This is a genomic window from Bradyrhizobium sp. NBAIM03 (genome assembly GCF_020194055.1).
Taxonomy (GTDB): Bacteria; Pseudomonadota; Alphaproteobacteria; order Rhizobiales; family Xanthobacteraceae; genus Bradyrhizobium; species Bradyrhizobium yuanmingense.
Genome location: NZ_JADYVS010000009.1, coordinates 259,302 through 283,346 on the forward strand (window position 1 = coordinate 259,302; position 24,045 = coordinate 283,346).

Genomic DNA, 24,045 nt, shown 5'->3' on the forward strand with positions numbered 1-24,045 from the left:
AACCGCTGGCCATTCGCCGCGGGACATGAAAAAGGCGGCGTCCGCATCGCGGAAGCCGCCTTCGAGCCTGGAAATATGGAGGTTTTCGCGTCCTTGCGCTTTACCGCGCGGTAACGCTCTCTTCGAGTGTCTCTGCCGGCTGCTCGTGCATGAACTCCAGCGCGAAGCCGTCCTCGAGGTTTCGGACCACGCGGCCCTGGACCCGGCCGAGCAGAACCGTCGATTTTAGCGGTGGCCGGTTCTCGGCAGCGATCGCCGCGCCCGACAGCGAGAGGTCGATGATGCGGCAGGTCATCTTGGTGCCGTCCTCGAGCGTCAGCACCGCGATCGGGTTGCGCGGCACGATACGGTCGTGGCGGCGGTCCTCCGGCAGATTGAGGATGTCGCGGTTGGCGAGCCAGGTCAGCTGCGCGGCGAGCTTGTCGCGCTTGCGCGGCGTCGCACCGATGGTCATGGCGAAGCCGTTGTCGATGATCCGGGTGATCTTGCCCTCGACGCGGCCGATATGGTCGAGATAGGCGACCACGCGGTCGCCGACATTGCCGATGCCGGGGGCGAGCAAGGCGAGGCCGCCCGGCGACATGTTGATCACCTGGCAGGGGAATTCCCGGCGGTCCGGCAGCATGTAGCGGCCGAGCAGGTGCACCTTCACCCGCTGGAAGCGCCTGCGCTCCTCGGCGGCCGGAAGAAATTTTTTGTTCGCCAACGCCATTTCCAACACCCGACCCCCCGCCCGGGCGGAGTCCTTGCGACCCTAAGGTGCACAGGGTTAATGCCGCGTTAGGATCGGGCGCGCTGGACACGGACAGACACGATGCGCTCGAAAAGCCACACCTTCAGGCGGGGCTCGGCTTCCTCGCGGCGCGCCCATAAAGCAGGCACAGCAGCGCCAGCAGCACGGCGGCTGACAATCCAAGCGACCAGTGAATGCCGATCGCCGCGCCTGCTACTCCGACCGTGATGCCGCTGAAGGCCCGCATGCCGAGGCCGGCCATGTTGTAGAGGCCGACGACGCGGCCGCGGATGTCGTGCGGCGCGTTCAGCTGCACCAGCGCCTGCGCCATGGTGTTGAACGAGAGCTCGAAGAAGCCCGCGAAGAACAATAGCGCGATCGCGACCGGATAGACCGGCACCAGCGCGAAGCCGAGCAGCGCCACGCTCCACAGCATTGCCAGCGTGATCGCGGTGCGCGGGGTGCCCTTCAGCCGTCCCCAGGATTCCAGCGCGATGCCGGCCAGCACTGCGCCGGCCGCGTCCGCGGCGAGCAGCACGCTGTAGGAGACGCCGGGATCGCCATGGCCGAGATCGCCGGCATAGCCCGGCATCTGGGCGTGATAGGCGTTGCCGATCATGAAGGAGGTGAGGCCGGCGAGCCACGTCATCGCCGACAACACGGGCTGGGTGCCGATCGCGCGGATGGTGAGCACGATGTCGGCAAGGCCGCGCACGGCAAAACGCCTTGCCGCCACGCTCTTATCCCTGATCGGGGCCCAGAACAGCCACAGCAGCATCGGCAGATAGAACAGCGTGTTGAAGATGATGCCGTGCGAGGGACCGAGCGTCAGCATGATGAGCCCGCCCACCGCAGGTCCGACCAGGATGCCGAGATAGCGCGCCATCGCGTTCAGCCGCACCGCGCTCGGCAGGTCGGCCGGGCCGACCAGGTCGTAGAGCAAGAGCTGGTTCGGCGTCTGCCAGAGCACGCCGGCGCAGCCATGGATCACCAGAAGCAGCATCGCGTGCCACATCTGGATCGTATCGGTCAGGAAGAAGAAGCCCCAACCGGCGGAGGCGACGATGAACAGCAGCATGCCGCACTGGATGATGCGGCGCGGATCGAACCGGTCGGCGAGGCCGCCGACCGCGACGGAGAACAGCAGGAACGGCAGCCAGTGCGACAGCACGGCAAACCCGCCCAGCGTCGGCGAATGGAATTTCTGGAACACCACCCAATAGCTGATCACATGCTCGATGTTGTCCGCCATCATCGCCAGCACGTAAGAGGCGAACTGGAGACGGTAGGGCACGGACCTCATCGCCGCGAACGATCCGGACGCGGCCACGGGATTTTGGGGAAGGGGATTCACGGGATGACCTGAGGTGAGACTCGTGGCGAGTTACACGCTCGCCGGCCGGCGCTCAAGACAATTGGGCGTGCTGGAACAGCAGCCATGCACTCTTGCCACGAGGCTCCGTGATCTCAGGTGCAAGCCTTGCGAGCTCCGGCCCGCTCTCGTCGAGCCGGAGCAGCGACGCAATCCAGACTGCCCTGTTGAGGGATTCTGGATTGCTTCGTCGCAAGAGCTCCTCGCAATGACGGCGCCTGTAGTGCATCGACGTCACCATCGCGATCATCATGCAGCATCGGGGACCCCATCGTCCCGTTTCGCGTCGGTCAATCGCCGCAAGCCGGGCCGCTCCGGTAGTTGTGCGGCGTCCTGACATTCCAGACCAACCCGATCGCTTCGAGTGATCGGATCAGCCACCAGCCGGGATCGACCTGTCCCGGCAAAAGTCCGAGCTTCGCCGAGCCCGGATAGGCGTGATGGTTGTTGTGCCAGTTCTCGCCCATGCTGATCAGCGCGGCGAGGCGGACATGTAGCCTTGGGCCGCGACGCCATCGACGCTCCAGATCTGATCGCCGCTTGTGTGGGAGAAGTGGCCGACCAGCCAGTGGCCGGTGACGCAGACGCTGACGCGCACGCAAATGCCCCAGACCAGCCAGTCCAGCCCGCCGATTGCAAAGAAGAGGAGGGCCCAGGGCAATTGCTGCAACATCCATGTGCGTTCGATGAAGGCATAGAACCGGTCACTGGCAAGCGGCGGCTCGAGCCGGAATCTTGGCGGATGGCGCAGCACCAGCCGGCAATGCAATTGCCACCAGGCATCGCGCCAGAAGCCGGCGCCGTGGCGGGAATATTCATGGCACGCGGGCTGGCGCTGCGCCCAGTCGCGGAAATCGTGCAGGCGGATCATGCCGAACGGCCCGGCCATGCCGACGAGCGTGCCGAGATAGACGAAGAGATGTTCCAGCCAGAGTGGGCAGTCGTAGCTCGCATGGATCAGCTTGCGGTGCATGCCGACGGAGTGCCCTGCGCAGAGCGTGACGGCGCTCGCTGCGAGGAAGAGTGCGAATGCCGACCAGGAGAAGCAGAGCGGCGCGAGCGCGATGGCGGCCGTCGTCATGCCCGCGAGCCACAGCGACTTCTGCGGCGCCCATTGCACATATCCGTCTACCGGATCGGTGTCAGAGGCGACAAAAATTCGTTCCGAACCCGGTCGCAAATCCATCTGATGATCCCGGCTGACCGCGGCGCGAGGAGCCGCGCAGGTCCGAAGCAGGCATCGCTCCGGCACACGCAGCCTGCTCACACAACTGCGGCGTGTCAACGCGCCGCGTTGGTATTTCCAATGTCGCAGGGCTGTCATAGGTTGATCGCAGGCCCGCACGATCAAAACACAACAAGCGGGCAGCGAGGAAACAGCCATGCAACAAATCCGCGTCTGCACCCACGCAGGTCCCGGCTCGGAGCCCGTGATCCGCACCGTGCCGTGGCCGAAGGTCGGCCGCAAGGCTGCGCTGATCAAGGTCGGCGCCTGCGGGGTTTGCGGCACCGATCTCCATATCCTCAAGGGGCACTGGCCGAAGCCGCTGCCCTGGCCGTTCACGCTGGGACACGAGCTCGGCGGCGTCATCGTCGAATGCGGCGACGAGTTCACCGAAGATTTCATGAGCAAGCCGCTCAAAGTTGGATCGAAAGTGATGATCCCGCCCTTGATGCCGTGCGGCCGCTGCTACTATTGCATCCACTATCCGCAAACCGCGAACAAATGCCTGACGCCGGTCTATTACGGCCGCTATCTCGGCTTCGACAAGGCGCCGCATTTGTGGGGCGGCTGGGCCGAATATGTCTATGTCGATCTCGACATGCTGCCGGGCACCAAGATCTACAAGCTGCCGGACGACATGTCGTTGCGCCTGGGTGCGCTGTCGGAGCCGCTGACCTCCTGCATTCGGGCCTTCAATCGTGCGACCCGCGCCGGCGGATTCAGTTGGGGCGACACCGTGGTGATCCAGGGCTCCGGCCCGATCGGCATTCTGGCGGTCGCGGCCGCCAGGGAGATGGGGGCGGGGCGCATCATCTGCGTCGGCGCGCCGGAGGAGCCGCGGCTCAAGCTGGCGCGTGAGTTCGGCGCCGAGACGACCGTGAACATCGAGGAGCTGAAATCACCGCAGGATCGCATTGCGCGCGTCCGCGAGATCGTCGGCGGCTTCGGCGCCGATCTCGTGATGGACTGCTCGGGTCATCCAACCGCCGGCCCCGAGGGCATCGAGATGCTGCGCGACGGCGGCACCTATGTCGAGATGGGCCAGTTCACCGACGCCGGCTCGATCGACACCTCCTGGCACCGCATCTGCACCAAGGACCTCAACGTGCTGGGATCCTGGGGCTTCACCGGCAATGACCTCCCGCTCGGCGTCGACATGCTCTACCGCACCCGTGACAAATACCCGTGGCTGAAAATGCAGACGATCTACCCGTTCACGGAAGCGGGCGTCGCGCAGGCCGTGCAGGACGCAATGGCGATGAAGACGGTGAAGTCGACGATCGTGCCGTGGCCGGAGCTGGTGGAGTAAGAACGTAGCCGAGATGAGCGACCAAATGAAAAACGAAGAGACGGCCGACCCAAACCGGAGCTCCCCCTTCAACGCCATCCGCGCGATCGACTACACCGTCATCTTCGTGCGCGACCTGACAGCGATGCGGCGCTTCTACGAGGACGTCCTCGCCTTTCCACTCTCGCGCGAGCTGTCGCCGAATTGGATCGAGTACGGCCTCGGCAGCAACACGTTGGTGCTGGCAAGGCCGAGCCGCACCGCCAGCGATGCACCGACGCCAGCGGGCAGCGCCTCGCTGCAGCTGGCCTTCAAGGTCTCTGCTGCAGAGGTCGACGCGTGCGCCGATGAACTCGTGCGGCAAGGCGTGGCGCTGCTGTCACCGCCGACCAACCAGCCCTTCGGCCATCGCACGCTGTTCTTCCGCGATCCCGACGGGAATCTGCTGGAGGTGTACGCCGAGATCTGAGAAATTCTATTTGACGTATCCCGACAACATGGCGTGCGCCCAGTCCGGACGGTTGTTGGCGAGCGCGCGCGCCGAGGCGGCCTCCCAGTCGTATTCGAGGGCCAGCAGCTCGACCTGCCAGCCCCTTTTGCCCTTGGTGAGGATCGCGTAGCGGGCGTGAGGCGAGCGGTGTTCCAGTTTCGCGGCAAAGGGAATGTCAGCGAAAACAGGGCATCCGACGCTGCCGGGATTGAGGACCAGACATTCGCGCGGCCCGTGAACGACGGCCGGGCGGTGGCTATGGCCACACAGCACCACGCGCGCCGCCGGCTCGCTCGCAAGGCGTGCTTCCAGCACGTCGCGGCGTGCCGGCACGAAGCGGCCGTCGTCGAGTGCGTCCTCCAGCAGGCACGCCGTATCGCTCTCGGGCGTGCCATGGCAGGCCAGGATGCCGTCGTCCAGTCGCAGCTGGGAGGGCAGGTTGTGAAGTGCACGACGCTGCTCTGCAGTCAGTGCGTTTCGCGCAAACAGACCTGCCGGCGAGAGCTTGTCGTCCGGAAACTCCTCGATCCAGCGATCATGATTTCCGCGCACGGTCGGCAACGACAGCGATTGGAGGAATTCGAACGTTTCCCTCGGCCACAACGGGCTGGTGACGCAGTCGCCGAGGTTGACTATCCGATCGACGCCCCGCGTCTTGATATCCGCCAGCACCGCCTCCAGCGCGGCGAGATTGCCGTGGATGTCGGAAATGACCGCCAATCGCATCTTTATTCCCCATATCGCCAGACGTGAGCGTGGCTCGGCTATAGGCCGATCCCGCCGCGCCAAGGTTAATCGAGCTGGCCGCAAAAATCCGCTGCAAGCTTCAGGCGCGGCTCGCCGTCAAGCCATGCATCACGGCTATGGTGATTTCCGGGCGCTTGGCGTAAAGAGCGCCCAGATCAAATCAGCGTGCGGTCGGGCCGTTTGCCGCGCACGCAGCTCGGGGCGCCGGTTCACCGTTTGCGCGCCTGAATCAAACAAGGTTTCCCATCTCGTGTCTCTTCCGGCCCTGACCCCGCCGCTCGCCCGCGCTTTGGCCGAGCGGAACTATGATTCACTGACGCCCGTCCAGCTCGCGGTGCTCGCCCATGAAGCCACCAGCCGCGACCTCCTGGTCTCGGCCCAGACCGGTTCCGGCAAGACCGTCGCTTACGGCTTGGCCATCGCAAAGAACATCCTCGATGACGCCGAGCAGTTCGCACCAGCGGCCGCGCCGCTCGCCTTGATCGTGGCGCCGACCCGCGAACTCGCGCTCCAGGTTCAGCGCGAGCTGGCCTGGCTCTATGGGCATGCCGGCGGGCGTGTCGTCTCTTGCGTTGGCGGCATGGATCCGCGGCGCGAGCAGCGCGAGCTCGCCGCCGGCGCGCATATCGTCGTCGGCACCCCCGGGCGTCTGTGCGATCATCTGCGGCGCGGCCGTCTCGACATTTCCGAGCTCGCCGCGGTTGTGCTCGACGAAGCCGACGAGATGCTCAATCTCGGCTTTCGCGAGGACATGGAATTCATCCTCGAGACCACGCCGCAGACGCGCCGCACCCTGTTGTTCTCGGCGACGTTTCCCCGTGGCATCGTCGCGCTGGCGCGGCAATATCAGCGCGACGCCTTCCGGATCGAGGTCGCCGGCGACGAGGGCGGCCACGCCGATATCGAATACCGCGCGATCCGCATCGCGCCCGCCGACGTCGAGCATGCCGTCGTCAACGTGCTGCGCTTCTACGAGGCGCCGAGCGCGCTGGTGTTCTGCAGCACGCGCGATGCCGTCAGGCATTTGCAAGCCGCGCTCCTGGAGCGCGGCTTCTCTGTGGTCGCGCTGTCGGGTGAATTGACGCAGAACGAACGCACCCTGGCGCTGCAGTCGCTACGCGACGGCCGCGCCCGCGTCTGCGTCGCGACCGACGTTGCCGCCCGCGGCATCGACCTGCCGAGCCTCGACCTCGTCATTCATGCCGATTTGCCCAACGACGCCGAGGTCCTGCAGCATCGCTCGGGCCGCACCGGGCGCGCGGGCCGGAAGGGGACGAGCGTCCTGCTGGTGCCGCCCGCGCGGCGGCGGCGCGCCGAGCTGCTGCTCGATCTCGCAGGGGTCGACGCGGTCTGGGGCACGGCGCCGCAGGCGGAAGACATCCGCAAGCTCGATCATGCGCGCATGAAGGACGTGCTGTTCACGGAGGAGACTGGTCCCGACGATCTGGCTTTGGCGCAATCGCTATTGGCCGAGCGCTCGGCCGAGGACATCGCCGCCGCGCTCGCGCGGCTTTATCGCGCGCGCCTGCCGTCGCCAGAGGACATCATCGATCCCGGCGAGCGAAGCGGCAGGCCGGAACGCGGGCGTGATAGGTCCGAACAGGGCGAGGACCGCGCCAAGCCGCGGTCGAAGGCTGGGAAATCCTCGAAGCACGCCATGGCGGATGGCAGCGTCTGGTTCCGCGCCGCCATCGGGCGCCGCAAGAACGCGGAAGCGCGCTGGCTGCTGCCGATGATCTGTCGCCGCGGCGGCATCGACAAGCGCGACATCGGCGCCATCAGGATCATGGAGACCACCACCGAGTTCGAGATCTCCCAGCGGGTCGCCGAATCCTTTGCGGCGAAGATCAAGCGTCCCGACAAGGAAGACAGCATCCGGATCGAGCCGATGACGGATGCGCCTCACCGGCAAGACGCTCCTCAGGAGCGCCCCCGCGCGCCGCAGCGCGAGGCCGGCGCTCATCATGAACGGCGCGAGAATCGCCCGCGCGAGGCGAGTGGATTCAAGTCGCGCAGCAAGCCTCAGGGCGAGCGCGCGTCGAAATTCGGTGATGCGCGTTCTTTCGCAAAGAAAAAGAAGCACAAGAACAAGCCCGGCCATGCAGAGCCTTCGGTCACGCCGTGGCCTGCGAGGGGCGCGCCCGAGAAAAACGCGAAGAAGAAGCGTCGGGGCTGATCTGCCGCTTTCCGGCCCCGGCCAGACTAACGCCGCCGAAGGCTCGCGCGGTGCGCTATGGCGCAATCAATCAGTAACATGGTGCCATCCGGACGCGCCTGCGAGCCCGCGCCTTCTCGAGTTGGCAGAATCCTTTTCGGCAAACTCAAAGCGGCAAGAGCGGCGCCTGCGGCGAGGCGTCGCTTGAATCGAATTTAATCAAGTCGAGAGTCTGAAAGCGAACTGAAGGTCCGATCCTGGTTGGTCATAGTTGGCATCGGCAGGGGGGCGAGAGCAGCTCATCAGCAGCATCCCTCCATTTTGAGAGTAGGGGCACTGGTTTCCCGGTGCGGCCCGCACCCGGGAGCTTCTGAGAGTCTTCAATCCAACATCTGGTTTCGCGTGAAAGGATGGAATGACGATGCATGATGCCAATGTGAAAGCCGAGACGAATGCCACTCCCGCGGGTGGGAATGGTGGTGCAAGGCTCAAGTTCGACGTGCCGTTTTTCAATATCCAGGAGATCTTCGGTGATCTTGCCGAGCAGGGCGCCGCGCGGGCCAAGGCAAATCTCGAGCAGATGAAGGCGGCTTCCGAGGAGATCACCGACGCTTTCCGCGAAGTCTGTGCGACCAATGCCACGCGTGCCGCCGACTACGGCACCAAGGTCATCGAAATATCGAAAATCAATACCAGCTCCACCCTGGAATTCCTGTCCCAACTGGCCGATGCGAGGTCGTTTGCGGATGTCGTGAACCTCTCCACCACCCACAGCCGCAGGACCTTTGAAATGGCTTCCGGGCATAACCGGGAGCTTTGGGACCTTGCTCAGAAGGTTGCGACCGAGACGGCCGAGCCGATCAAGAAGAGCTTCAACCGGGTTCTGCACAGGGCAGCTTGAATCGAGGCTATCGGCCGCGTGAATCGGCGGACGAGCGTCTTCGCCAGAAGAGACGCCGTCCGGCTGATGGCGGCGACGCCCTTCCGTGAAGGGATGCCGAGCTGGAGGAAATCAGATGGGTATGGTGATGATCAAGTGCCCGGAAACGGGCCGAGCCATTTCGACCGGCATCGAGATGGACCGCGAACGATTTCGGTGCAGTGCAGTGTTCTTCTCTCGCACCTATTGCGAGATGTGTGCGGCAACGCACGAGTGGTTTGCCAAGGAGGCCTGGGTCTACGAAACGGGAAGTCCGGGGGTAGGCAGTCGTTCCGCGCGGGGGCGGCGTGAAGAAGCAGCCTGACGGCGTCCTGCGAAGCAATCCGATCAATTTGCCCGGGGACGGGCATTACGTCGCGGCGAGGTCGCGCAGCATGTAGGTCGCGCCGTCGCCGTAGGATGCGAGCTTTGCGTGCAACTCGGCGTCCGCCGTCACGGTCCGAAAGCCGACGCGTTCCCATAACGGCGGCGTGCCGTAGACCGAGACCAGCGCGAGCGTTCTGATGCGTGATGCACGCGCCAGCTTCTCGATATCACCGACATAAGCGCGCACGCCGCCGCCGCGGAACTCCGGCAATACGGCGACGTCGTGGATGTAGAGACAGTCGGCGCGATCGGGCAATGCTTGCAGAAAGCCGTCGAGCGGCGGAATTCGGTACCGCATCCAGGGATGTGCCAGTCCGTAGCCGATGATGCCCTGGTCCGTATCGAGCACGCCGCAGCCCTCCGGGCAAAGCCTGATCTTCTCCGCCAGCACCTCTTCGCGTTCGGGCAACGCCGGATGGATGCGTGCCGCAATCGCGCTTATCGCAGGAAGGTCGGAGGCGCGCGCGGGACGCCAATGCGGCTTGCTCATGTCGATCCGTCGTTCCGTGGTGTCCTTACAATCTATTCCGCCGCGGCGCTGCGCGCAGCGGGAAAGATCCTGGCGGTCGTTATCGCGGATATTCCAGCTGCATCGCCACGAAGTCGGCCGTGCGTGCTCCATAGCGCGTCTCGATCGCGCGCAGCGTTTCGTCCAGCGCCCGCGCCGGCGGCGAGGCGCCGGAATCCGGCACAGCCTGCTCCGCCGGCCAGCTCCCGGCAATGCGGTCCGGCAGGATGCGAAGACCGCTGCGGCTGGTCCGCGCCTCTGCCGTGGCGGCGAAGGTGAGGGCGCGCGAGCGGTAGGTGCGCGACCACGCATCGGCGATCAGGGCGAGCGAGACCTCGTCGACATCAGGCGTCAACGCGATGCCGAGTTGCTCGCGCTTCCAGAATGCGAGCGTGTTTGCGATCGCCGTCAGCGCGAAGGGGCGTGTGAAGCTGAACGCGTCGCTGCGGTGGCGTGCGTCCCATCGCGCAAGGCCGATGTCGCCGGCGACCGCCTCGGCCTTGGCGCGGCCGGCGATCGCCTCGATCAAGGTGAGGGCCATCGGCATGGATGCGGTGATGCCAGTGGTCGTCGCGACGCCCTGGTCGACGACCAGCCTGCGGTCCGCCGCGTAGCGGATCGTCGAATGCTTCTTCAGATCGCCCACGGAATACCAATGCGTCGTGGCCCGCTTGCCGTCGAGCAGCCCGGTGTTGGCAACAACCGTGGCACCGACGCACACGCCGATCACAATCGCGCCCTTGCCGGCTTGGCTCCTGATCCAGTGCAAGACCGTTGCGTCGTCGTCGCGGCTCATCGCCGGCACGATGACGTAGTCGGCGCCATCGGGGTGCGCGGCATCGAACTCGGCGATGGTCGCATGCGGCTGCACCTTGAGGGCGGGATAGAGCGTGACGGGCCCTGGCTGCGTCGACAAGGTGAGGACGTCGGCAATGTCGGCGCGGGCGAGAATGCCGTAGGGCATCAGGTAATCGGTGGTCTCGCTCATGTCGTTGATGCCGACGATGGCGATCAAGGGTCGCTTGCGTTTCGGCGGTTTCAGCGCCGCCAGGGTCGATTCGGTTTCGTCTCTGGAAATCGCAGGCGCGGTTCCCGAGGCTGGCGCGGCTGGCAGCAGGAGCAGCCAGGTCGCGCCGATCCCTGCCAGCAATGTCATGCCGCCGAGGGCAGTCCACGCCAGATTGCGCCAGCTCATCATGATGTCACCCGCTCGTCTCACGCGGCGCGGAAGCTATCCGGTCGCATCGACGTCAGGAATGACGCAAATCCGGCAAAAACGGTCACGCTGCGCGACGATCCATCGCAGGATCGCCGCACGTCTGCAGGGGCTCTATCGCAGCCCCTCATACACCATCAGCCCGCGCGCGATCTGCAATTTGCGGATGGCGCGCGGCAGGAGTTTCTCCGGCTGGTGCAGGTAGCGCCAGGAAGTGAGGGTGAAGGCGGACAACGTGCCGCATTCGTCGTCGAACGGCGCGAGCACGCCGGTGACGCTGACCGGCGTATGCGGGCGGGCGTTGAAGGGCAGCAGCAGGAGCTCCAGATGCGCCTTGCTGCCGTCCTCGCGCGCGGCGGTGACGCCGGCGATCGCGCCCAGCGTCTCGTCGGCGACGATCGTCGTGATCTCCTCGATCTCGCTGCGGCTTGCTTCTGTGAACAGCGCCGCAAAGCTGCGGTCCTTGAGGTCGGTTCCTGCGAGCGCGCAGACGCGCGTGCCGGCGACGCGGAACGGGAAGCCGAGGTTCGGCTCGCAGGACAACACGAAGATGTCGCCGAGCAGGCCGCGGACCGCGGCCGGGTCGATGTCGGCCCGGTCAGGAGCCCGTGCAGTGCCGCGCTTCTTGTCCCAATACGCGAAGAACGCGCGGCTCGACGGATGTTTCATGACTGAACGCTCGCCCCGGGGTGCAACCTCGAAGGGACAGACTTGTCCCGCTTCAGTGCACCCGCGATCCCTTCTGTTGTTGTGCAGGAGGGGATTTGCAGCGTCCATGCCGCCGGCGCGTTTTCAGGCTTCTTGGGCCGGCCTTTACGTCGTTAACGTTAAATTAACTATGCGCTTCGTGCCGGCCGCGCGCCTGCTATGGTGACCGCGGTCGCAAGCCTCGCCGCTTTTCTCCAGGTTCTCGGCGGGGCCTGTACAGGGCGTCAAACAGTTTGGTCACGGGCCGCGGGGAGGGGTGGGGATACGCCTTGTCTCTCCGGCCACCGGAAGACCGACACGGACAGGCAGGGCTTCGGCCCTGCCTTTTCCTTTTGTGCACTTGCGCAGGGACGGCAAAGGCGCCTATCTCCAAGTCTGTCGCCCCGATGTCGCCCGAAAGCGAAGCTGCCTTGGATTCCCCGCAAGATTCGTCGCCGCAAGGTCCTGAGCCGGGCCCGCCGGCCGTCGTGGAGGCTCCGCGCGAGCCGATCCTGACGCTGCCTCCGGCGCTGACCGCCTATATCCTGCTGCTGGCGGTGATCCATCTGCACGTGCTGCTACCGCCCGAGCTCGAGAACTGGACCATCGACGTCTTCGGCTTCATCCCAAAGCGCTACGATTCCTCGCTGCTCAATCTGCAGATCCCGGGCGGGGCGGGGGCGAAGGTCTGGACCTTCGTCACCTATTCGCTGCTGCACGCCAATCTCACCCATCTCGGCTTCAACGTGCTGTGGCTCTTGCCGTTCGGCAGCGCGTTGGCGCGGCGTTTCGGCACCGTCAGGTTCTTCGTCTTCCTGGCCGTGACGGCGGCGGCCGGCGCGCTCGCCCATCTCATCACCCATGAGCATGCGGTGGCGCCGATGATCGGCGCCTCGGCCTCGGTGTCGGGCGCGATGGCAGCCGCAATCCGCTTTGCCTTCGTCCGCGGCAGCTTCCTGTCGTTCAGCCGATCGGATGCCGATACCGCCGCGAAAGTTCCGGCGCTGCCGCTGTCCCGCGCGCTCCGCGACGGGCGGGTGGTCGGCTTCCTCGCCGTCTGGTTCGGCATCAACATCATATTCGGCGTGGGCGCGATCGGGGTCGATGCGGAAACCACGAGCGTGGCCTGGCAGGCGCATATCGGCGGCTTCTTCGCCGGCCTGTTGTTGTTCGCGCTGTTCGATCCCGTGCCGCGCGTGCGAAGCGATGCTGCGGATGCGTCATCACGGGACGTTTCAGACCGTATCTGAAGCGGCGCTTGCGACGCGGCCCGAATTCATCCATCATTCCCGCGAAGAATGTTCCGAAGCGACACGTCCTTAGCGACGATGCTTCGCAAAGCGCACGAGCGTGAAACCGGCGCTGTAACTGTTAGTTGAAGACTCGCGAACAAGTCCGAACCGCCAAAGGCGGACGGCTCGGATTCAGGGAGGCGACGATGACGGTACGTTCCATTCTGAACACCAAGGGCCACCAGATCATGAGCGTCGAGCCCGATGCCAAGCTGGCGGACGCGATCAAGCTGCTCGGCGAGAAGAAGATCGGCGCGGTGCTGGTGATGAGCCAGAGCCGGCTCGAGGGCATCCTGTCGGAGCGCGACATTGTGCGCGTGCTCGGCGAGCGCGGCGCCGGCGTGCTGGAGGCGCCGGTCTCGGAGGTGATGACCCGTAAGGTCGTGACCTGCAAGGAGACCGACACCGTCGCCGAGCTCATGGAGATGATGACGACCGGCAAGTTCCGTCATCTGCCCGTGATCGACAACGGCAAGGTGGTCGGCCTGATCTCGATCGGCGACATCGTCAAGCGCCGCGTCCAGGAATACGAGAGCGAGCAGGAAGCCCTGCGCGACTACATCAAGACTGCCTGATCAGGCCAAGTCTCCCGCTTTCGGCTCGTCCGCTTTCGGCGCGATGCCCGCGGGCGCCGGCGCCAGCACGTGGATCGCCTCCTGGATGGACTCCAGTGCACGCTCCGCAGCGCGCGTGCCATGTGCGATCAGGTCTTCGGAGCGGTGGAAGTCGAACCAGCCGAACTGACCGACCCGCGGCGTGATCAGCATGTCGGGCGGATCGCCGGCGAGACGGGCGCGGGTGATGCGGTCCTGCATGATGTTGAAGGCGTCCACCATCACCGAGGAGATGCCGGGCCGGCCGTTACCGCCGAAGAACTCGCGCTTCATCGTCTTCTCGGGCGAGAACAGGCGCGGGAAGCGCCGCTTCGCCGTCGGCTCCTCGGCCACCGGTACGACCGGGGCGGGCACTGCGCCGTGCGAATAGATCGTGGTGGAATGGGTGAAGATGTCGCTGGAAAGATTTGCGGCGATGACGATTTCGGCGCCGAGCGCGCGGGCGGCCGAGACCGGCACCGGGTTCACCAGCGCGCCGTCGACCAGCCAGCGGTCGCCGATCAGCACGGGCGCGAAGATGCCGGGCAGGGCGTATGAGGCGCGCATGGCATCGACCACGCGGCCGCGCGTCAGCCAGATCTCGTGGCCGGTGCGAACCTCGGTCGCGACGCTCGCGAACTTGATGGGCAGGTCCTCGATCAGGATCTGCCCGATCGCCTCCTCGAGCCGGGTCGCGAGCTTCTCGCCACCGAGCAGGCCGGAGCCGTTGAGACGGATATCGAGATAGCCGAGAATGTTGCGCATCCCTTGCAGGCTGCGCCCCCATTCCTCGAACGTATCGAGCCGGCCGGCCGCGTGGAGGCCGCCGACCACGGCGCCGATTGACGTGCCGACCACGACATCGGGCACGATTCCATTGGCAATCAGGGTCCTCAGGATTCCGATATGGGCAAAGCCGCGCGCCGCGCCGCCGCCGAGGGCAAGGCCGATCACCGGCCGGCGGATGCTGCCCAGGCCAACTTTTTCGCCGACTTTTTCGCCCACTTTCTCGCCGTTCGAGCCGTTCGCGCCCCGGCCTTTCAATCTGTCCAGCACCGAAACTCTCCTACGCCGGGCCAGCCCGCATCGTCAGACTAGGCATCGCACTTGCGCTCCGCCATATCAGGCGCGAAGCATGGTTTATGCCGCTTTGGAAAGGGCACGGGGCAGGAATATGGCGAGGGCCGGTTGCCACGGGGCTAATCACGCAACCGTCAAGCCGGTTCCACCGAAGGTCCAGGGCCGTATTCCCTGGGGTTTCAGAGGCTTGAATTTGCCGCGTTTTCGGTGAAAAGCAGGGACCATGACACGCGGGGGTGACGGCATCAGCGGATGGCGGCGCAGCAGCAGGCTGCTGCCGGCGCTCGTCCTTGCCGCATGCCTCTTTACTTCCGGCCGAAATGCCGCCCAGGCGCAGCTTTTCTCGGATCGTCCGCCGCCGGTACCGCCGGCCTCGGTGCCCGACCCAGGCAACGCTGTCAGCCTGGCGCCGCCCTCCGGGCTGGGCGCGGGACCGCCAAGCCTGCCGCCGACCCTGATGCAGCCGGCGACCCCGAGCATGCCACCGCCCGCTGTCTCGACCGTGCCGCCCGCCGCCCCGCTGAATGCGGCCGTGCCCGGACAGGGCGTGCTGTCGCTGACGGCGAAGTACGGCAAGGACTCGGCCCCGATCACCAGCGGCCTGGTCTGGCGCGTGTTTGCCGACCGGCCCGACGAGAACGGCACCTTCAAGCTGATCCGCGAGGACCGCAGCGGGACGCCGAACATCGTGCTGCCGCCCGGCAATTATGTCGTCCACGTCGCCTTCGGCCTCGTCAGCGCGGTGCGCACCGTCAGCCTGAAGTCCGAGACCAATCGCGAATCCTTCGTGCTGCCGGCCGGCGGCCTGCGCATCGAGGGCCGCGTCGGCACCAGCCGCATTCCGCAGAACCAGATCTCATTCGCGATCTACAAGGGCAGCCAGTTCGAATCCGGCGAGCGCGCTTCCCTGGTGCCGAACGTCGCCGCCGGCGACGTCGTGCTGATCCCGGAGGGCACCTATTACATCGTCTCCAACTACGGCGATGCCAATTCGGTGGTGCGCTCGGACATCCGCGTCCAGGCCGGCAAGCTCACCGACGTCACCATCACCCACCGCGCCGCCGTCATCACGCTCAAGCTGGTCAGCGACAGGGGCGGCGAGGCGCTCGCCAACACCGCCTGGTCGGTGCTGACCCCCGGCGGCGACGTCATCAAGGAATCGATCGGCGCGTTCCCGCGCGTCGTGCTGTCCGAAGGCGAGTACCGCGCCATCGCCAAGAACGAGGGCAAGGTCTACGAGCGCGGATTCAACGTCGTCAACGGCGTCGACGGCGAAGTCGAGGTCATCGCGCGCTAAGGGCAGCCGGCGGCGAGAGGCTCCGGCACGACGATTCTCATCGCGCGCACGGATGTGCATCTTCTGTTACCGTCACCGTCAGTGGGTTTCTGCCAGGTAACCTCGGACCCCTCTCTGTGTTCTGTTGTGAACACTGGTAGCGTCATCATTACGTGCAGGGGCCAGCAAACACCGGCGGCATCGGCTTATTCCAGCAGCAGCGCGTCTTGCTTACGATCGTGGACGGTACGTATTTCCGATAATCAATTTTATTCTCTTTCCATCCTGCTGCGCTATATGTCTGGCGTCCGTCCAACGGGGGAAGCCGGAGCAGGCTCATGCCTTGCAGGACCGGCATGGAGCAGGGGACCAGGCTTGTCGACATGTTCGAAGTGATCCTCACCAGGCGCAAGCGGTTCGGCTGGCGGTGGCAGGTGTGCGACCAGTCCGGCAAGATATTTGCCGACGGCTTCGAGCGCACGCGCCCGTCCGCCAAATATCAGGGCGAACGCGCGTTGTTCTTCCTGCTGTCCCAGGCCTATTTGCGCAACCGCTCGGCGGCCTCCAGCGAGGATTAGCGGGGTAGGCCACCATCCCTTGCGTTGCCCGACGGGCAAAACACGCGAGCGCTAGGTCAACGCACGCGGCCCTAAATATTCCGCTTTACCGAAATTCGGAAATCGCGTATGTCTCGCGCAACCCGGCCCAAGGAAGAGGGGCGTATCGCGATCGTCACGAACGCGGGCCGGGGGGCGGTGGACGCTGATGGCGTTGGCGCGAAAGGGTTTGCAGGGCGGAGAGCCGTGAGCAAAGACCTCGCGCATACGACCAGTGTCATCGGCGTACGGCAAAATCGTGTGGTCCTGGCGCCCGGGGTCTGTGCGCCAAGTCTTGCGGTGATGTGGTTGCCCGACCGGGCGATGCGCGTCAGCCATCCGCAAGGCGACGGGGGCAATAGTGCATCGCTCCCCGGGGAGAGCACGACATAAGCCGTAAAGCCACTGCGCAGGGAAGGCCGGATGTTTGGCTTCACCTGTATGCCGCTGTGCAAATTCTTCGTTGCCACCTTTCGCACAGTGGACCGTGGGTGCCCGGCCGGCACCCGGTCTTCCCTGCGCCCTCTTTCAATTATGAGGGTGAGCGAGAAGCAAAGCTCGGGCGAAATGCGCCGCGAGGATGCGGCAGCGTGCCTGCGAGTCACGCGAATTGGAGAGACGCGGTGTCGCAACTTGCTCCGTCATTGCGAGCACAGCGAAGCAATCCAGGAATGCATCCGCGGAAGATTCTGGATTGCTTCGCTGCGCTCGCAATGACGGTGTTGAGGCAGGTGCGCGCCAAAGCTCCGCTCTCGTGCCCCGGCTCTGCGCCGCACCGCTTACGCGTCACGTCCGGGACACGAGAGCAGCTTCGCGCAACCGTCACAGTCTCTAACGCCCACTAACCAACACCTGACTTAAAACTGTCATAATCGCTGAATGGAACCCGCGCCTGCGCGCTTTTTACACGTCGTTAAGCGCGCCTGCATTGGATGCGGCGGGAAAGTGCGTTGGGGACTGCAATGACTGCCGCGAAGAAGATGCCGGGAAAACCGGCCGCCGAAATGTTCGACGACATCCCGGTGCTTCAGCGCAAATGGCGTGCGGCGTTGAAGCCGGGCGAGCGGTTGCCGCGTTACGAGGACGTCATGCTCGGCAGTCTCGGACGGCTCGCCGACCACATCGCGCTCTTAAAGAACGATGGCGTGCTCGAACTGTCGCGCAGCGGACGCTACGTGCAGAAATGGCTCGGCGAGGAGCGCTGGGACATTCCCCTAGCCGAGCTGTCGCCCGATTGCGCCACGGCGCTGTCGGAAGCGGCGGCGAGCGCGCTGGCGGCCGGACGGCCGCACCGGGCGAGCGCGCATTGCGTGCGCGACGGCATGGTCAGGACCTACGACGTGCTGGCGCTGCCGACGTCCTCGCGCTGGGGCGCGACGCTGATCGGCGCCTATGTCAACGAGCGCGGCGCGCAATACAATCTCCTCGACGCCATCTTTTCCGCGACCGACGACGCCGTGGTCTCCCTGGCGACGCTGCGCGATGCCGCCGGCAAGCCGTTCGACTTTCAGGTCGTGCACCACAACAAGAGCGCGGGTGAGCTGCTGAAGGTTGCAGGCGCAAGCCTGTTGTGGCGGCGGATCGGTGAGGGCGGCACGCTGCTGGCTTTGCCCGAGGTGATGGAATTCCTGCTCAAGGCCGTTGCGGGCAGCCGCTGCGAGCAGCTCGAGCTGGAGAGCGAGGGGCGCTACCTCAGGCTCAGCGCCACGGCCTTTGCCGACGTGGTCTCGCTGACCATCTCCGATGTCACTGTCCTGAAGCGGCGCGATGCTTCGTTCCGCCTCCTGTTCGACAACAATCCAATGCCGATGTGGGTGTTCGACGCAGAGACCAAGGAGTTCCTCAGCGTCAACGACGCCGCGGTCCAGCATTACGGCTACAGCCGCGCGACCTTCCTGCGCATGAAGCTGCACGAGATATGGCCGGAGGACGAGTGGGACAGCCACGCCGCGGCGCTGGAGCGCCTCGGCGACGCCTACCACTCCTCGCGCAATTGGCGACACTTGCGCGCCGACGGCAGCGAGATCGAGGTGCTCACCTTCGGCCGTCGCGTCGCCTTCGACGAGCGCGACGGCTATCTGGTGGCGGTGGTCGACATCACCGAACGGCGCAAGGCCGAAGCGCGCATCGCCTATATGGCGCATCATGACGGGCTCACCGACCTGCCGAACCGCGAGCACTTCCAGGAGCGCCTGAAGCAGGCGCTGGACCAGGCCGCGGGAAAACGGGTCGGCGTGCTCTACATCGACCTCGACCTGTTCAAGAACATCAACGATTCCTTCGGTCATCCGGTGGGCGATCGCCTGTTGAAGCAGGTCGCCGAGCGCCTGACCATAGCGGTCCGCGGCACCAATCTCGCCGCGCGGCTCGGCGGCGATGAGTTCGCCGTCATCTTGGCTGCCGACGTCTCGCCGAACGAGGCCAGCGCCTGTGCCTCCCTGCTGATCGACATGCTCAAGGCGCCTTACGACGTCGACGGACAAGAGATGGTGATCGGCGCCAGCGTCGGCATCGCGCTGTCGCCGGGCGATGGCACCACGCCGGAAGAGTTGATGCGCAATGCCGACATGGCGCTGTACCGGGCCAAGGCCGACGGCGGCGGCGTGCACCACTTCTTCGAGCGTGAGATGGACCTCCAGGCGCAGAGGCGCCGCGACATGGAGCTGGATCTGCGCCGGGCATTCGCCAACGGCGAGTTCGAGCTGCACTATCAACCGCTGGTGTCGATCGCCTCCGACCGCATCTCCGGCTTCGAGTCGCTGCTGCGCTGGCGTCATCCGGATAAGGGCATGATCTCGCCCGCGGAGTTCATACCCGTCGCCGAAGACATCGGCCTGATCACCCAGCTCGGCGAATGGGTGCTGCGCGAAGCCTGCACCGAGGCGGTGAAATGGCCCGTCGACGTCAAGGTCGCCGTCAACCTGTCGCCGGCACAATTCCGCAGCCGCAACCTGGTCCAGGTCGTGATCTCGGCCCTAGCGCAGTCCGGCCTGTCGCCGAAGCGGCTCGAGCTCGAGATCACTGAGTCGATTTTCCTGGCCGAGACCGACGCCAATGTCGCCACCTTGCACCAGTTGCGCGAGCTCGGCGTCGGCATTTCCATGGACGATTTCGGCACCGGCTATTCCAGCCTGAGCTATCTCCGCAGCTTTCCGTTCGACAAGATCAAGATCGACCGCTCCTTCGTCAAGGATCTGGCTGAGCGGCCCGACTGCGGTGCGATCGTGCGCGCGATCTCGGGTTTGGGGCGCAGCCTCAACATCACCACGACCGCGGAGGGCGTGGAGACCGAGGATCAGCTCGACTGGCTGCGCGCCGAAGGCTGCAACGAGGTGCAGGGATTTCTGTTCAGCGCCGCGCGGCCGGCGGCCGAGCTCGGAAAGCTCCTCGCCGATTTCGGCCAGCGCACCTCACGGGCGGCGTAACGCGGGCGGATAGCAATCGTAGACCAGCGCCTTGAACGCGGGGGTGATGCGGCCGCGCTCGTTCTGGGTCTGCTGCATCATGACGTAGACCATGTCGAGCTTGGGATCGACGCCGAAATAGGTGCCGCTCCCCGAGTCCCATTTCAATTCGCCGAGCGAGCCCGGCGGCGGCGGTTTTGCATTGCCGGGATCGGTGCGCACCGCAAGGCCGTAGCCGTAGCCGAAGCCGTCGCCTGGAAAATAGAAATAGTCGCGTCCGACGCCGGAGCCCGGCCCGATCTGATCGGTCGTCATGGCCTTGAACGCGGCGGGGCTGAGATAGCGCCTGCCCTCGAGCTCGCCGCCGTTGAGCAGCATCTGCGAGAAGCGCTGATAGTCGGTGATGGTCGAGAGCAGGCCGCCGCCGCCCGACTGCCATTCTGGATGGTCCAGGCGGTCGCGCTCGCCGGCGAGCAGGATTGAGTCGCTCGGCAGCGGCCGCGCCATCCGCGCCAGCTCGTCCTCGGTCGCGAGCGTAAATTTGGTGCTGTTCATGCCGAGCGGATCGAAGATGCGGGCTTTCAGGAAGTCGTACAGCGTCTGGCCCGAGATGATCTCGATGACGCTGCCGAGCACGTCGGTGGAATGGCCGTAGCGCCACAGCGTTCCGGGCTGCCGCGCCAGCGGCAGCTTGGCGATGCGATCGGCGAATTCCCTGTTGTCGAAATGGCCCGCGAAAATGTTGGCCATCTTGTAGGCGTGCTCGACCCATTCGCTGCCGATGTAATCGTAGCTGATGCCCGAAGTATGCCGCAGCAGATCCTCGATGTTGACGGGGCGGTCCGGTGGGTCGAGGTCCAGCTCGACCGTGCCGCCTGGTAGGGTCACCTCGCGGCCCACCTTGGTCTCGGCGAACAGCGGGACGTATTTCGACACGGGGTCGGTCAGCGCAAGCTTGCCGTCGTCGATCAGCATCATCGCGCCAAGGCACGTGATCGGCTTGGTCATGGAGTGGATGGCAAAGATCGTGTCCGGCGTCATCGCGACGCCGCTCCTGGTGTCGCGCACGCCGAAGCACTTCAGATAGACCGGCTTGCCGTGTTGCTGAACCAGGATCACCGCGCCCGGCAGGCGGCCGCTTGCCACCTCGTTGTCGAAGAATGCCGTGATGCGGTCGAGGCCGTCGGGCGAGGGGGCGGGGATGTCCGCGGCCCGGCTTCGCGCCATCGTGCCGGCGAGCATCGCGGCCCCGACCAGAAATTCACGGCGTCTCATCCGCACCTTCCTCCCTCGGCGGGATCAAAGCCGCAAGAGGCTCGATGCGTCAACACAACATCGATTAAAATCGCGTCACGATGTCCGAAAGTGACGGGCGCGGACGGTCTTCGTTCGGCTTGGTCGGCGTGCCGATATGAATGAAGCCGGCGAGCTTCTCATCCGGCTTGAGGCCGAGGCCGTCGAGCACGTCGCGGTCGAAAGAGAACCAGCCGGTCAGCCAGCAGGCGCCGTAGCCGAGTGCGGTGGCGGCGGTGACGATGTTCATGGCGCTGGCGCCCGCCGACAATTCCTGCTCGAACGCCGGCACCTTCGGATGCGGCTTGGTGAAGCTGACGATGCCGATCACCAGCGGTGCGTCCATTAGGCGCTTGCGCTCGGTCTCGACGTCGGCCGCCGGCGCGCCCGGATTCTTCCTGGCGAAGACCCGCGCGATCACCTCGCCGGCACGTAGCCGGGCCTCGCCCTCGAAGATGATGAAGCGCCACGGCGCGAGCTTGCCGTGATCCGGCACGCGCGCCCCGATGGTGAGGATGGTCTCGAGCTCGGCCGCCGACGGGCCGGGCCCCGTCATCTCGCGCGGCTTGACCGAGCGGCGGGTCTTCAGGAGTTCGATGGCATCGGGCACTGCGATATCCTCTTCAAATGGTCGGCGGGCGTGCCATGCCGAGATAAGCATGCACGCCCGCAACCGGAAGCGAATTTAGATCGATTTCAGGATCAAGCGGCGCCGCGCATTCGCTTCACATCCGGCGGCGTCGCCTCGTCGACCAGGGCGGCGATCGCCTCGGCCGTGGTCATCACCTTCTGGCCGTCGCTGCCGAGCCGGCGGACCGAGACCGAATGCGTCTCAGCCTCTTTTTTGCCGACCACAAGCAGGGCCGGGATCTTGGCCAGCGAGTGCTCGCGGACCTTGTAGTTGATCTTTTCGTTGCGCAGGTCGATCTCGGCCCGAAGCCCGGCGCGCCGCGCCTGCTCCAGCACCACCTTGGCGTATTCGTCGCCTTCCGAGGTGATGGTGGTGACAACCGCCTGCACCGGCGAGAGCCAGAGCGGGAAGTTGCCGGCATAGTGCTCGATCAGGATGCCGATATAGCGCTCCATCGAGCCGCAGATCGCGCGGTGCACCATCACCGGCGGTTTCTTGCCGCCGTCATGGTCGATGTAGAAGGCGCCGAACCGCTCCGGCAGGTTGAAGTCGACCTGCGTGGTGCCGCACTGCCAGTCGCGACCGATGGCATCGCGCAGAACGTATTCGAACTTCGGCCCATAGAACGCGCCTTCGCCCGGATTGATCTCGGTCTTGATGTGATTGTTCTGCGACTGGATCTCGCGCAGCACCGTCGCCATTACGCGCTCGGCGTGATCCCACATCGCATCGGTGCCGACGCGTTTCTCCGGCCGGGTCGAGAGCTTCACCGTGAGGTCGCCGGTGAAGCCGAAATCGGCATAGGTCGACAGGATCAAATCGTTGATCTTCAGGCACTCCTCGGCGAGCTGATCCTCGGTGCAGAAGATGTGCGCGTCGTCCTGGGTGAAGCCGCGCACGCGCATCAGGCCGTGCATGGCGCCGGAGGGCTCGTAGCGGTGCACCACGCCGAACTCGGCGAGGCGCAAGGGCAGGTCGCGGTAGCTCTTCAGGCCGTGCTTGAAGATCTGGACGTGGCCAGGGCAGTTCATCGGCTTGAGCGCAAACCAGCGCTTGTCCTCGGCCTCGTCGCCGGCCGATTGCGCCGCGAACATGTTCTCGCGATACCAGCCCCAATGGCCCGAGGTCTCCCACAGCACCTTGTCGAGGATCTGCGGCGCGTTGACCTCGTTGTAGTCGCCGGAGAGGCGCCGGCGCATATAAGCGATCAGCTGCTGGAAGATGGTCCAGCCTTTCGGATGCCAGAACACGACGCCCGGACCTTCCTCCTGGAAGTGGAAGAGGTCGAGCTCGCGCCCGAGCTTGCGATGGTCGCGCTTCTCGGCCTCCTCGATCTGCTTCAGGTAGGCGTCGAGGTCCTCCTGCTTGGCGAAGGCTGTGCCGTAAATGCGCGTCAGCATCGGGTTGTTGGAATCGCCGCGCCAATAAGCGCCGGCCACCTTCATCAGCTTGAAGGCGCCTCCGACCTTGCCGGTCGAGGTCATGTGCGGACCGCGACACAGGTCGAACCAGTCGCCCTGGTAGTAGATCTTGATCGGCTCGGTGCCGGGAATGGCGTCGACCAGCTCGACCTTGAAGGCCTCGCCCTTGTCGCGGAACACCTGCTTGGTCTTTTCGCGGTCCCAGACTTCCTTGGTGAAAGGCTTGTCGCGCGCGATGATCTCGCGCATCTTCTTCTCGATCGCGGCAAAGTCTTCCGGCGTGAACGGCTCGTTGCGGAAGAAGTCGTAATAGAAGCCGTTCTCGATCACGGGGCCGATCGTGACCTGGGTTCCCGGCCACAGCGTCTGCACCGCTTCCGCCAGCACGTGTGCGCAGTCGTGCCGGATCAATTCGAGCGCGCGCGGGTCATCGCGATTGACGAGCTCGATTCCAGCGTCGGCCTCGATCGGATCGTTGAGATCGGCAAGCGTGCCGTCGAGCGCCATGGCGACCGTGCGCTTGGCCAGCGACGGCGAGATGCCCTTGGCGATATCGAGGCCGGTGATGCCCTTGTCGAACTGGCGCTTGGCGCCGTCGGGGAAGGTGAGGGTGACTTTGGCGGCGGGGGTCACGGGCTTCAAATTGGAGAGGCTGTACTGGAAGCCGGACTCGGATTTGGGCTGGTCGGACATTGCTTTTCTCCTGGGGCTCACTCCTGCGAACGAGCGCAG

At 65.2% G+C, this 24,045-nt stretch carries 22 protein-coding genes; 10 read left to right on the forward strand and 12 right to left on the reverse strand.

All coding sequences use genetic code 11. The features are described 5' to 3' along the window. Positions 1 to 100: 100 nt before the first annotated feature. The 4 genes from I6F21_RS16720 to I6F21_RS16735 all read right to left on the reverse strand — a co-directional run bounded on the left by I6F21_RS16720 (position 101) and on the right by I6F21_RS16735 (position 3,489). Positions 101 to 712, reverse strand: a complete 612-nt coding sequence (locus I6F21_RS16720; RefSeq protein WP_026312634.1) for a PilZ domain-containing protein — start codon at positions 710 to 712, stop codon at positions 101 to 103. Between the two features lie 124 nt (positions 713 to 836). Then, positions 837 to 2,087 (reverse strand): MFS transporter, encoded by a 1,251-nt coding sequence (locus tag I6F21_RS16725; protein ID WP_346656735.1) that lies wholly within the window; start codon positions 2,085 to 2,087, stop codon positions 837 to 839. Positions 2,088 to 2,395: 308 nt separating this feature from the next. Beyond that, positions 2,396 to 2,572: a hypothetical protein gene (locus I6F21_RS16730; protein ID WP_225139825.1), complete on the reverse strand. Its 177-nt coding sequence runs from the start codon at positions 2,570 to 2,572 to the stop codon at positions 2,396 to 2,398. A 5-nt stretch (positions 2,573 to 2,577) separates the two neighbouring features. Next, positions 2,578 to 3,489 (reverse strand): acyl-CoA desaturase, encoded by a 912-nt coding sequence (locus I6F21_RS16735; protein WP_225139826.1) that lies wholly within the window; start codon positions 3,487 to 3,489, stop codon positions 2,578 to 2,580. Here I6F21_RS16735 and I6F21_RS16740 point away from each other — a divergent pair. Both I6F21_RS16740 and I6F21_RS16745 read left to right on the forward strand, forming a co-directional pair. Further along, positions 3,488 to 4,639 (forward strand): zinc-binding dehydrogenase, encoded by a 1,152-nt coding sequence (locus I6F21_RS16740; protein ID WP_225139827.1) that lies wholly within the window; start codon positions 3,488 to 3,490, stop codon positions 4,637 to 4,639. The two genes, I6F21_RS16735 and I6F21_RS16740, sit on opposite strands and share 2 nt — an antisense overlap. Positions 4,640 to 4,664: 25 nt before the next feature. Beyond that, positions 4,665 to 5,087, forward strand: a complete 423-nt coding sequence (locus I6F21_RS16745) for a VOC family protein (RefSeq protein WP_225139828.1) — start codon at positions 4,665 to 4,667, stop codon at positions 5,085 to 5,087. 6 nt (positions 5,088 to 5,093) lie between these two features. Here I6F21_RS16745 and I6F21_RS16750 read toward each other — a convergent pair whose 3' ends face one another. Then, a complete protein-coding gene (locus tag I6F21_RS16750) occupies positions 5,094 to 5,834 on the reverse strand; it encodes a metallophosphoesterase family protein (RefSeq protein WP_225139829.1) in 741 nt (246 codons plus the stop codon). A gap of 271 nt (positions 5,835 to 6,105) precedes the next feature. On the opposite strand from I6F21_RS16750, the gene I6F21_RS16755 reads away from it, so the two are divergent. From I6F21_RS16755 to I6F21_RS16765, 3 genes are all read left to right on the forward strand, one after another. After that, complete coding sequence (locus I6F21_RS16755) at positions 6,106 to 8,031, forward strand: DEAD/DEAH box helicase (RefSeq protein WP_225139830.1); 1,926 nt, start codon at positions 6,106 to 6,108, stop codon at positions 8,029 to 8,031. Positions 8,032 to 8,425: 394 nt separating this feature from the next. After that, complete coding sequence (locus I6F21_RS16760) at positions 8,426 to 8,911, forward strand: phasin (protein ID WP_225124845.1); 486 nt, start codon at positions 8,426 to 8,428, stop codon at positions 8,909 to 8,911. Between the two features lie 115 nt (positions 8,912 to 9,026). Further along, the gene (locus I6F21_RS16765) at positions 9,027 to 9,254 is read left to right on the forward strand and encodes a hypothetical protein (protein WP_225115087.1); all 228 of its coding nucleotides are present in this window, start codon (positions 9,027 to 9,029) and stop codon (positions 9,252 to 9,254) included. Positions 9,255 to 9,299: 45 nt separating this feature from the next. On the opposite strand, the gene I6F21_RS16770 is transcribed toward I6F21_RS16765, so the two are convergent. The 3 genes from I6F21_RS16770 to I6F21_RS16780 all read right to left on the reverse strand — a co-directional run bounded on the left by I6F21_RS16770 (position 9,300) and on the right by I6F21_RS16780 (position 11,709). Further along, complete coding sequence (locus tag I6F21_RS16770; protein WP_036015246.1) at positions 9,300 to 9,806, reverse strand: GNAT family N-acetyltransferase; 507 nt, start codon at positions 9,804 to 9,806, stop codon at positions 9,300 to 9,302. A 79-nt stretch (positions 9,807 to 9,885) separates the two neighbouring features. After that, positions 9,886 to 11,019, reverse strand: coding sequence for a DJ-1/PfpI family protein (locus tag I6F21_RS16775; protein WP_036015286.1), 1,134 nt, complete (start codon positions 11,017 to 11,019; stop codon positions 9,886 to 9,888). A 135-nt stretch (positions 11,020 to 11,154) separates the two neighbouring features. After that, on the reverse strand, positions 11,155 to 11,709 hold the full coding sequence (locus I6F21_RS16780; RefSeq protein ID WP_036029643.1) for a PAS domain-containing protein: 555 nt from the start codon (positions 11,707 to 11,709) through the stop codon (positions 11,155 to 11,157). A gap of 449 nt (positions 11,710 to 12,158) precedes the next feature. On the opposite strand from I6F21_RS16780, the gene I6F21_RS16785 reads away from it, so the two are divergent. Then, entirely contained in the window at positions 12,159 to 12,977 is an 819-nt protein-coding gene (locus I6F21_RS16785) for a rhomboid family intramembrane serine protease (RefSeq protein ID WP_036015285.1), read from the forward strand. A gap of 188 nt (positions 12,978 to 13,165) precedes the next feature. Then, positions 13,166 to 13,594: a CBS domain-containing protein gene (locus I6F21_RS16790; protein ID WP_036015240.1), complete on the forward strand. Its 429-nt coding sequence runs from the start codon at positions 13,166 to 13,168 to the stop codon at positions 13,592 to 13,594. On the opposite strand, the gene I6F21_RS16795 is transcribed toward I6F21_RS16790, so the two are convergent. Further along, positions 13,595 to 14,668 carry a patatin-like phospholipase family protein gene (locus I6F21_RS16795; protein ID WP_036015237.1) on the reverse strand — a complete coding sequence of 358 codons (1,074 nt, stop codon included), beginning with the start codon at positions 14,666 to 14,668 and terminating at the stop codon, positions 13,595 to 13,597. Between the two features lie 247 nt (positions 14,669 to 14,915). Between I6F21_RS16795 and I6F21_RS16800 the strand changes: the two genes are divergently transcribed. From I6F21_RS16800 to I6F21_RS16810, 3 genes are all read left to right on the forward strand, one after another. After that, on the forward strand, positions 14,916 to 15,989 hold the full coding sequence (locus I6F21_RS16800) for a hypothetical protein (protein ID WP_036029640.1): 1,074 nt from the start codon (positions 14,916 to 14,918) through the stop codon (positions 15,987 to 15,989). 317 nt (positions 15,990 to 16,306) lie between these two features. Further along, on the forward strand, positions 16,307 to 16,546 hold the full coding sequence (locus I6F21_RS16805; protein WP_225115011.1) for a hypothetical protein: 240 nt from the start codon (positions 16,307 to 16,309) through the stop codon (positions 16,544 to 16,546). Positions 16,547 to 17,526: 980 nt separating this feature from the next. Beyond that, positions 17,527 to 19,989: an EAL domain-containing protein gene (locus I6F21_RS16810; RefSeq protein ID WP_225139832.1), complete on the forward strand. Its 2,463-nt coding sequence runs from the start codon at positions 17,527 to 17,529 to the stop codon at positions 19,987 to 19,989. Here the strand turns inward: I6F21_RS16810 and I6F21_RS16815 are convergent. The 3 genes from I6F21_RS16815 to thrS form a co-directional block, all read right to left on the reverse strand. Continuing rightward, the gene (locus I6F21_RS16815; protein WP_225139833.1) at positions 19,975 to 21,243 is read right to left on the reverse strand and encodes a serine hydrolase domain-containing protein; all 1,269 of its coding nucleotides are present in this window, start codon (positions 21,241 to 21,243) and stop codon (positions 19,975 to 19,977) included. The genes I6F21_RS16810 and I6F21_RS16815 overlap by 15 nt on opposite strands. A gap of 64 nt (positions 21,244 to 21,307) precedes the next feature. Continuing rightward, positions 21,308 to 21,871, reverse strand: a complete 564-nt coding sequence (locus tag I6F21_RS16820; RefSeq protein WP_036010490.1) for a nitroreductase — start codon at positions 21,869 to 21,871, stop codon at positions 21,308 to 21,310. Between the two features lie 92 nt (positions 21,872 to 21,963). Then, a complete protein-coding gene (gene thrS / locus I6F21_RS16825) occupies positions 21,964 to 24,006 on the reverse strand; it encodes a threonine--tRNA ligase (RefSeq protein ID WP_225139834.1) in 2,043 nt (680 codons plus the stop codon). Between the last annotated feature and the right edge of the window lie 39 nt (positions 24,007 to 24,045).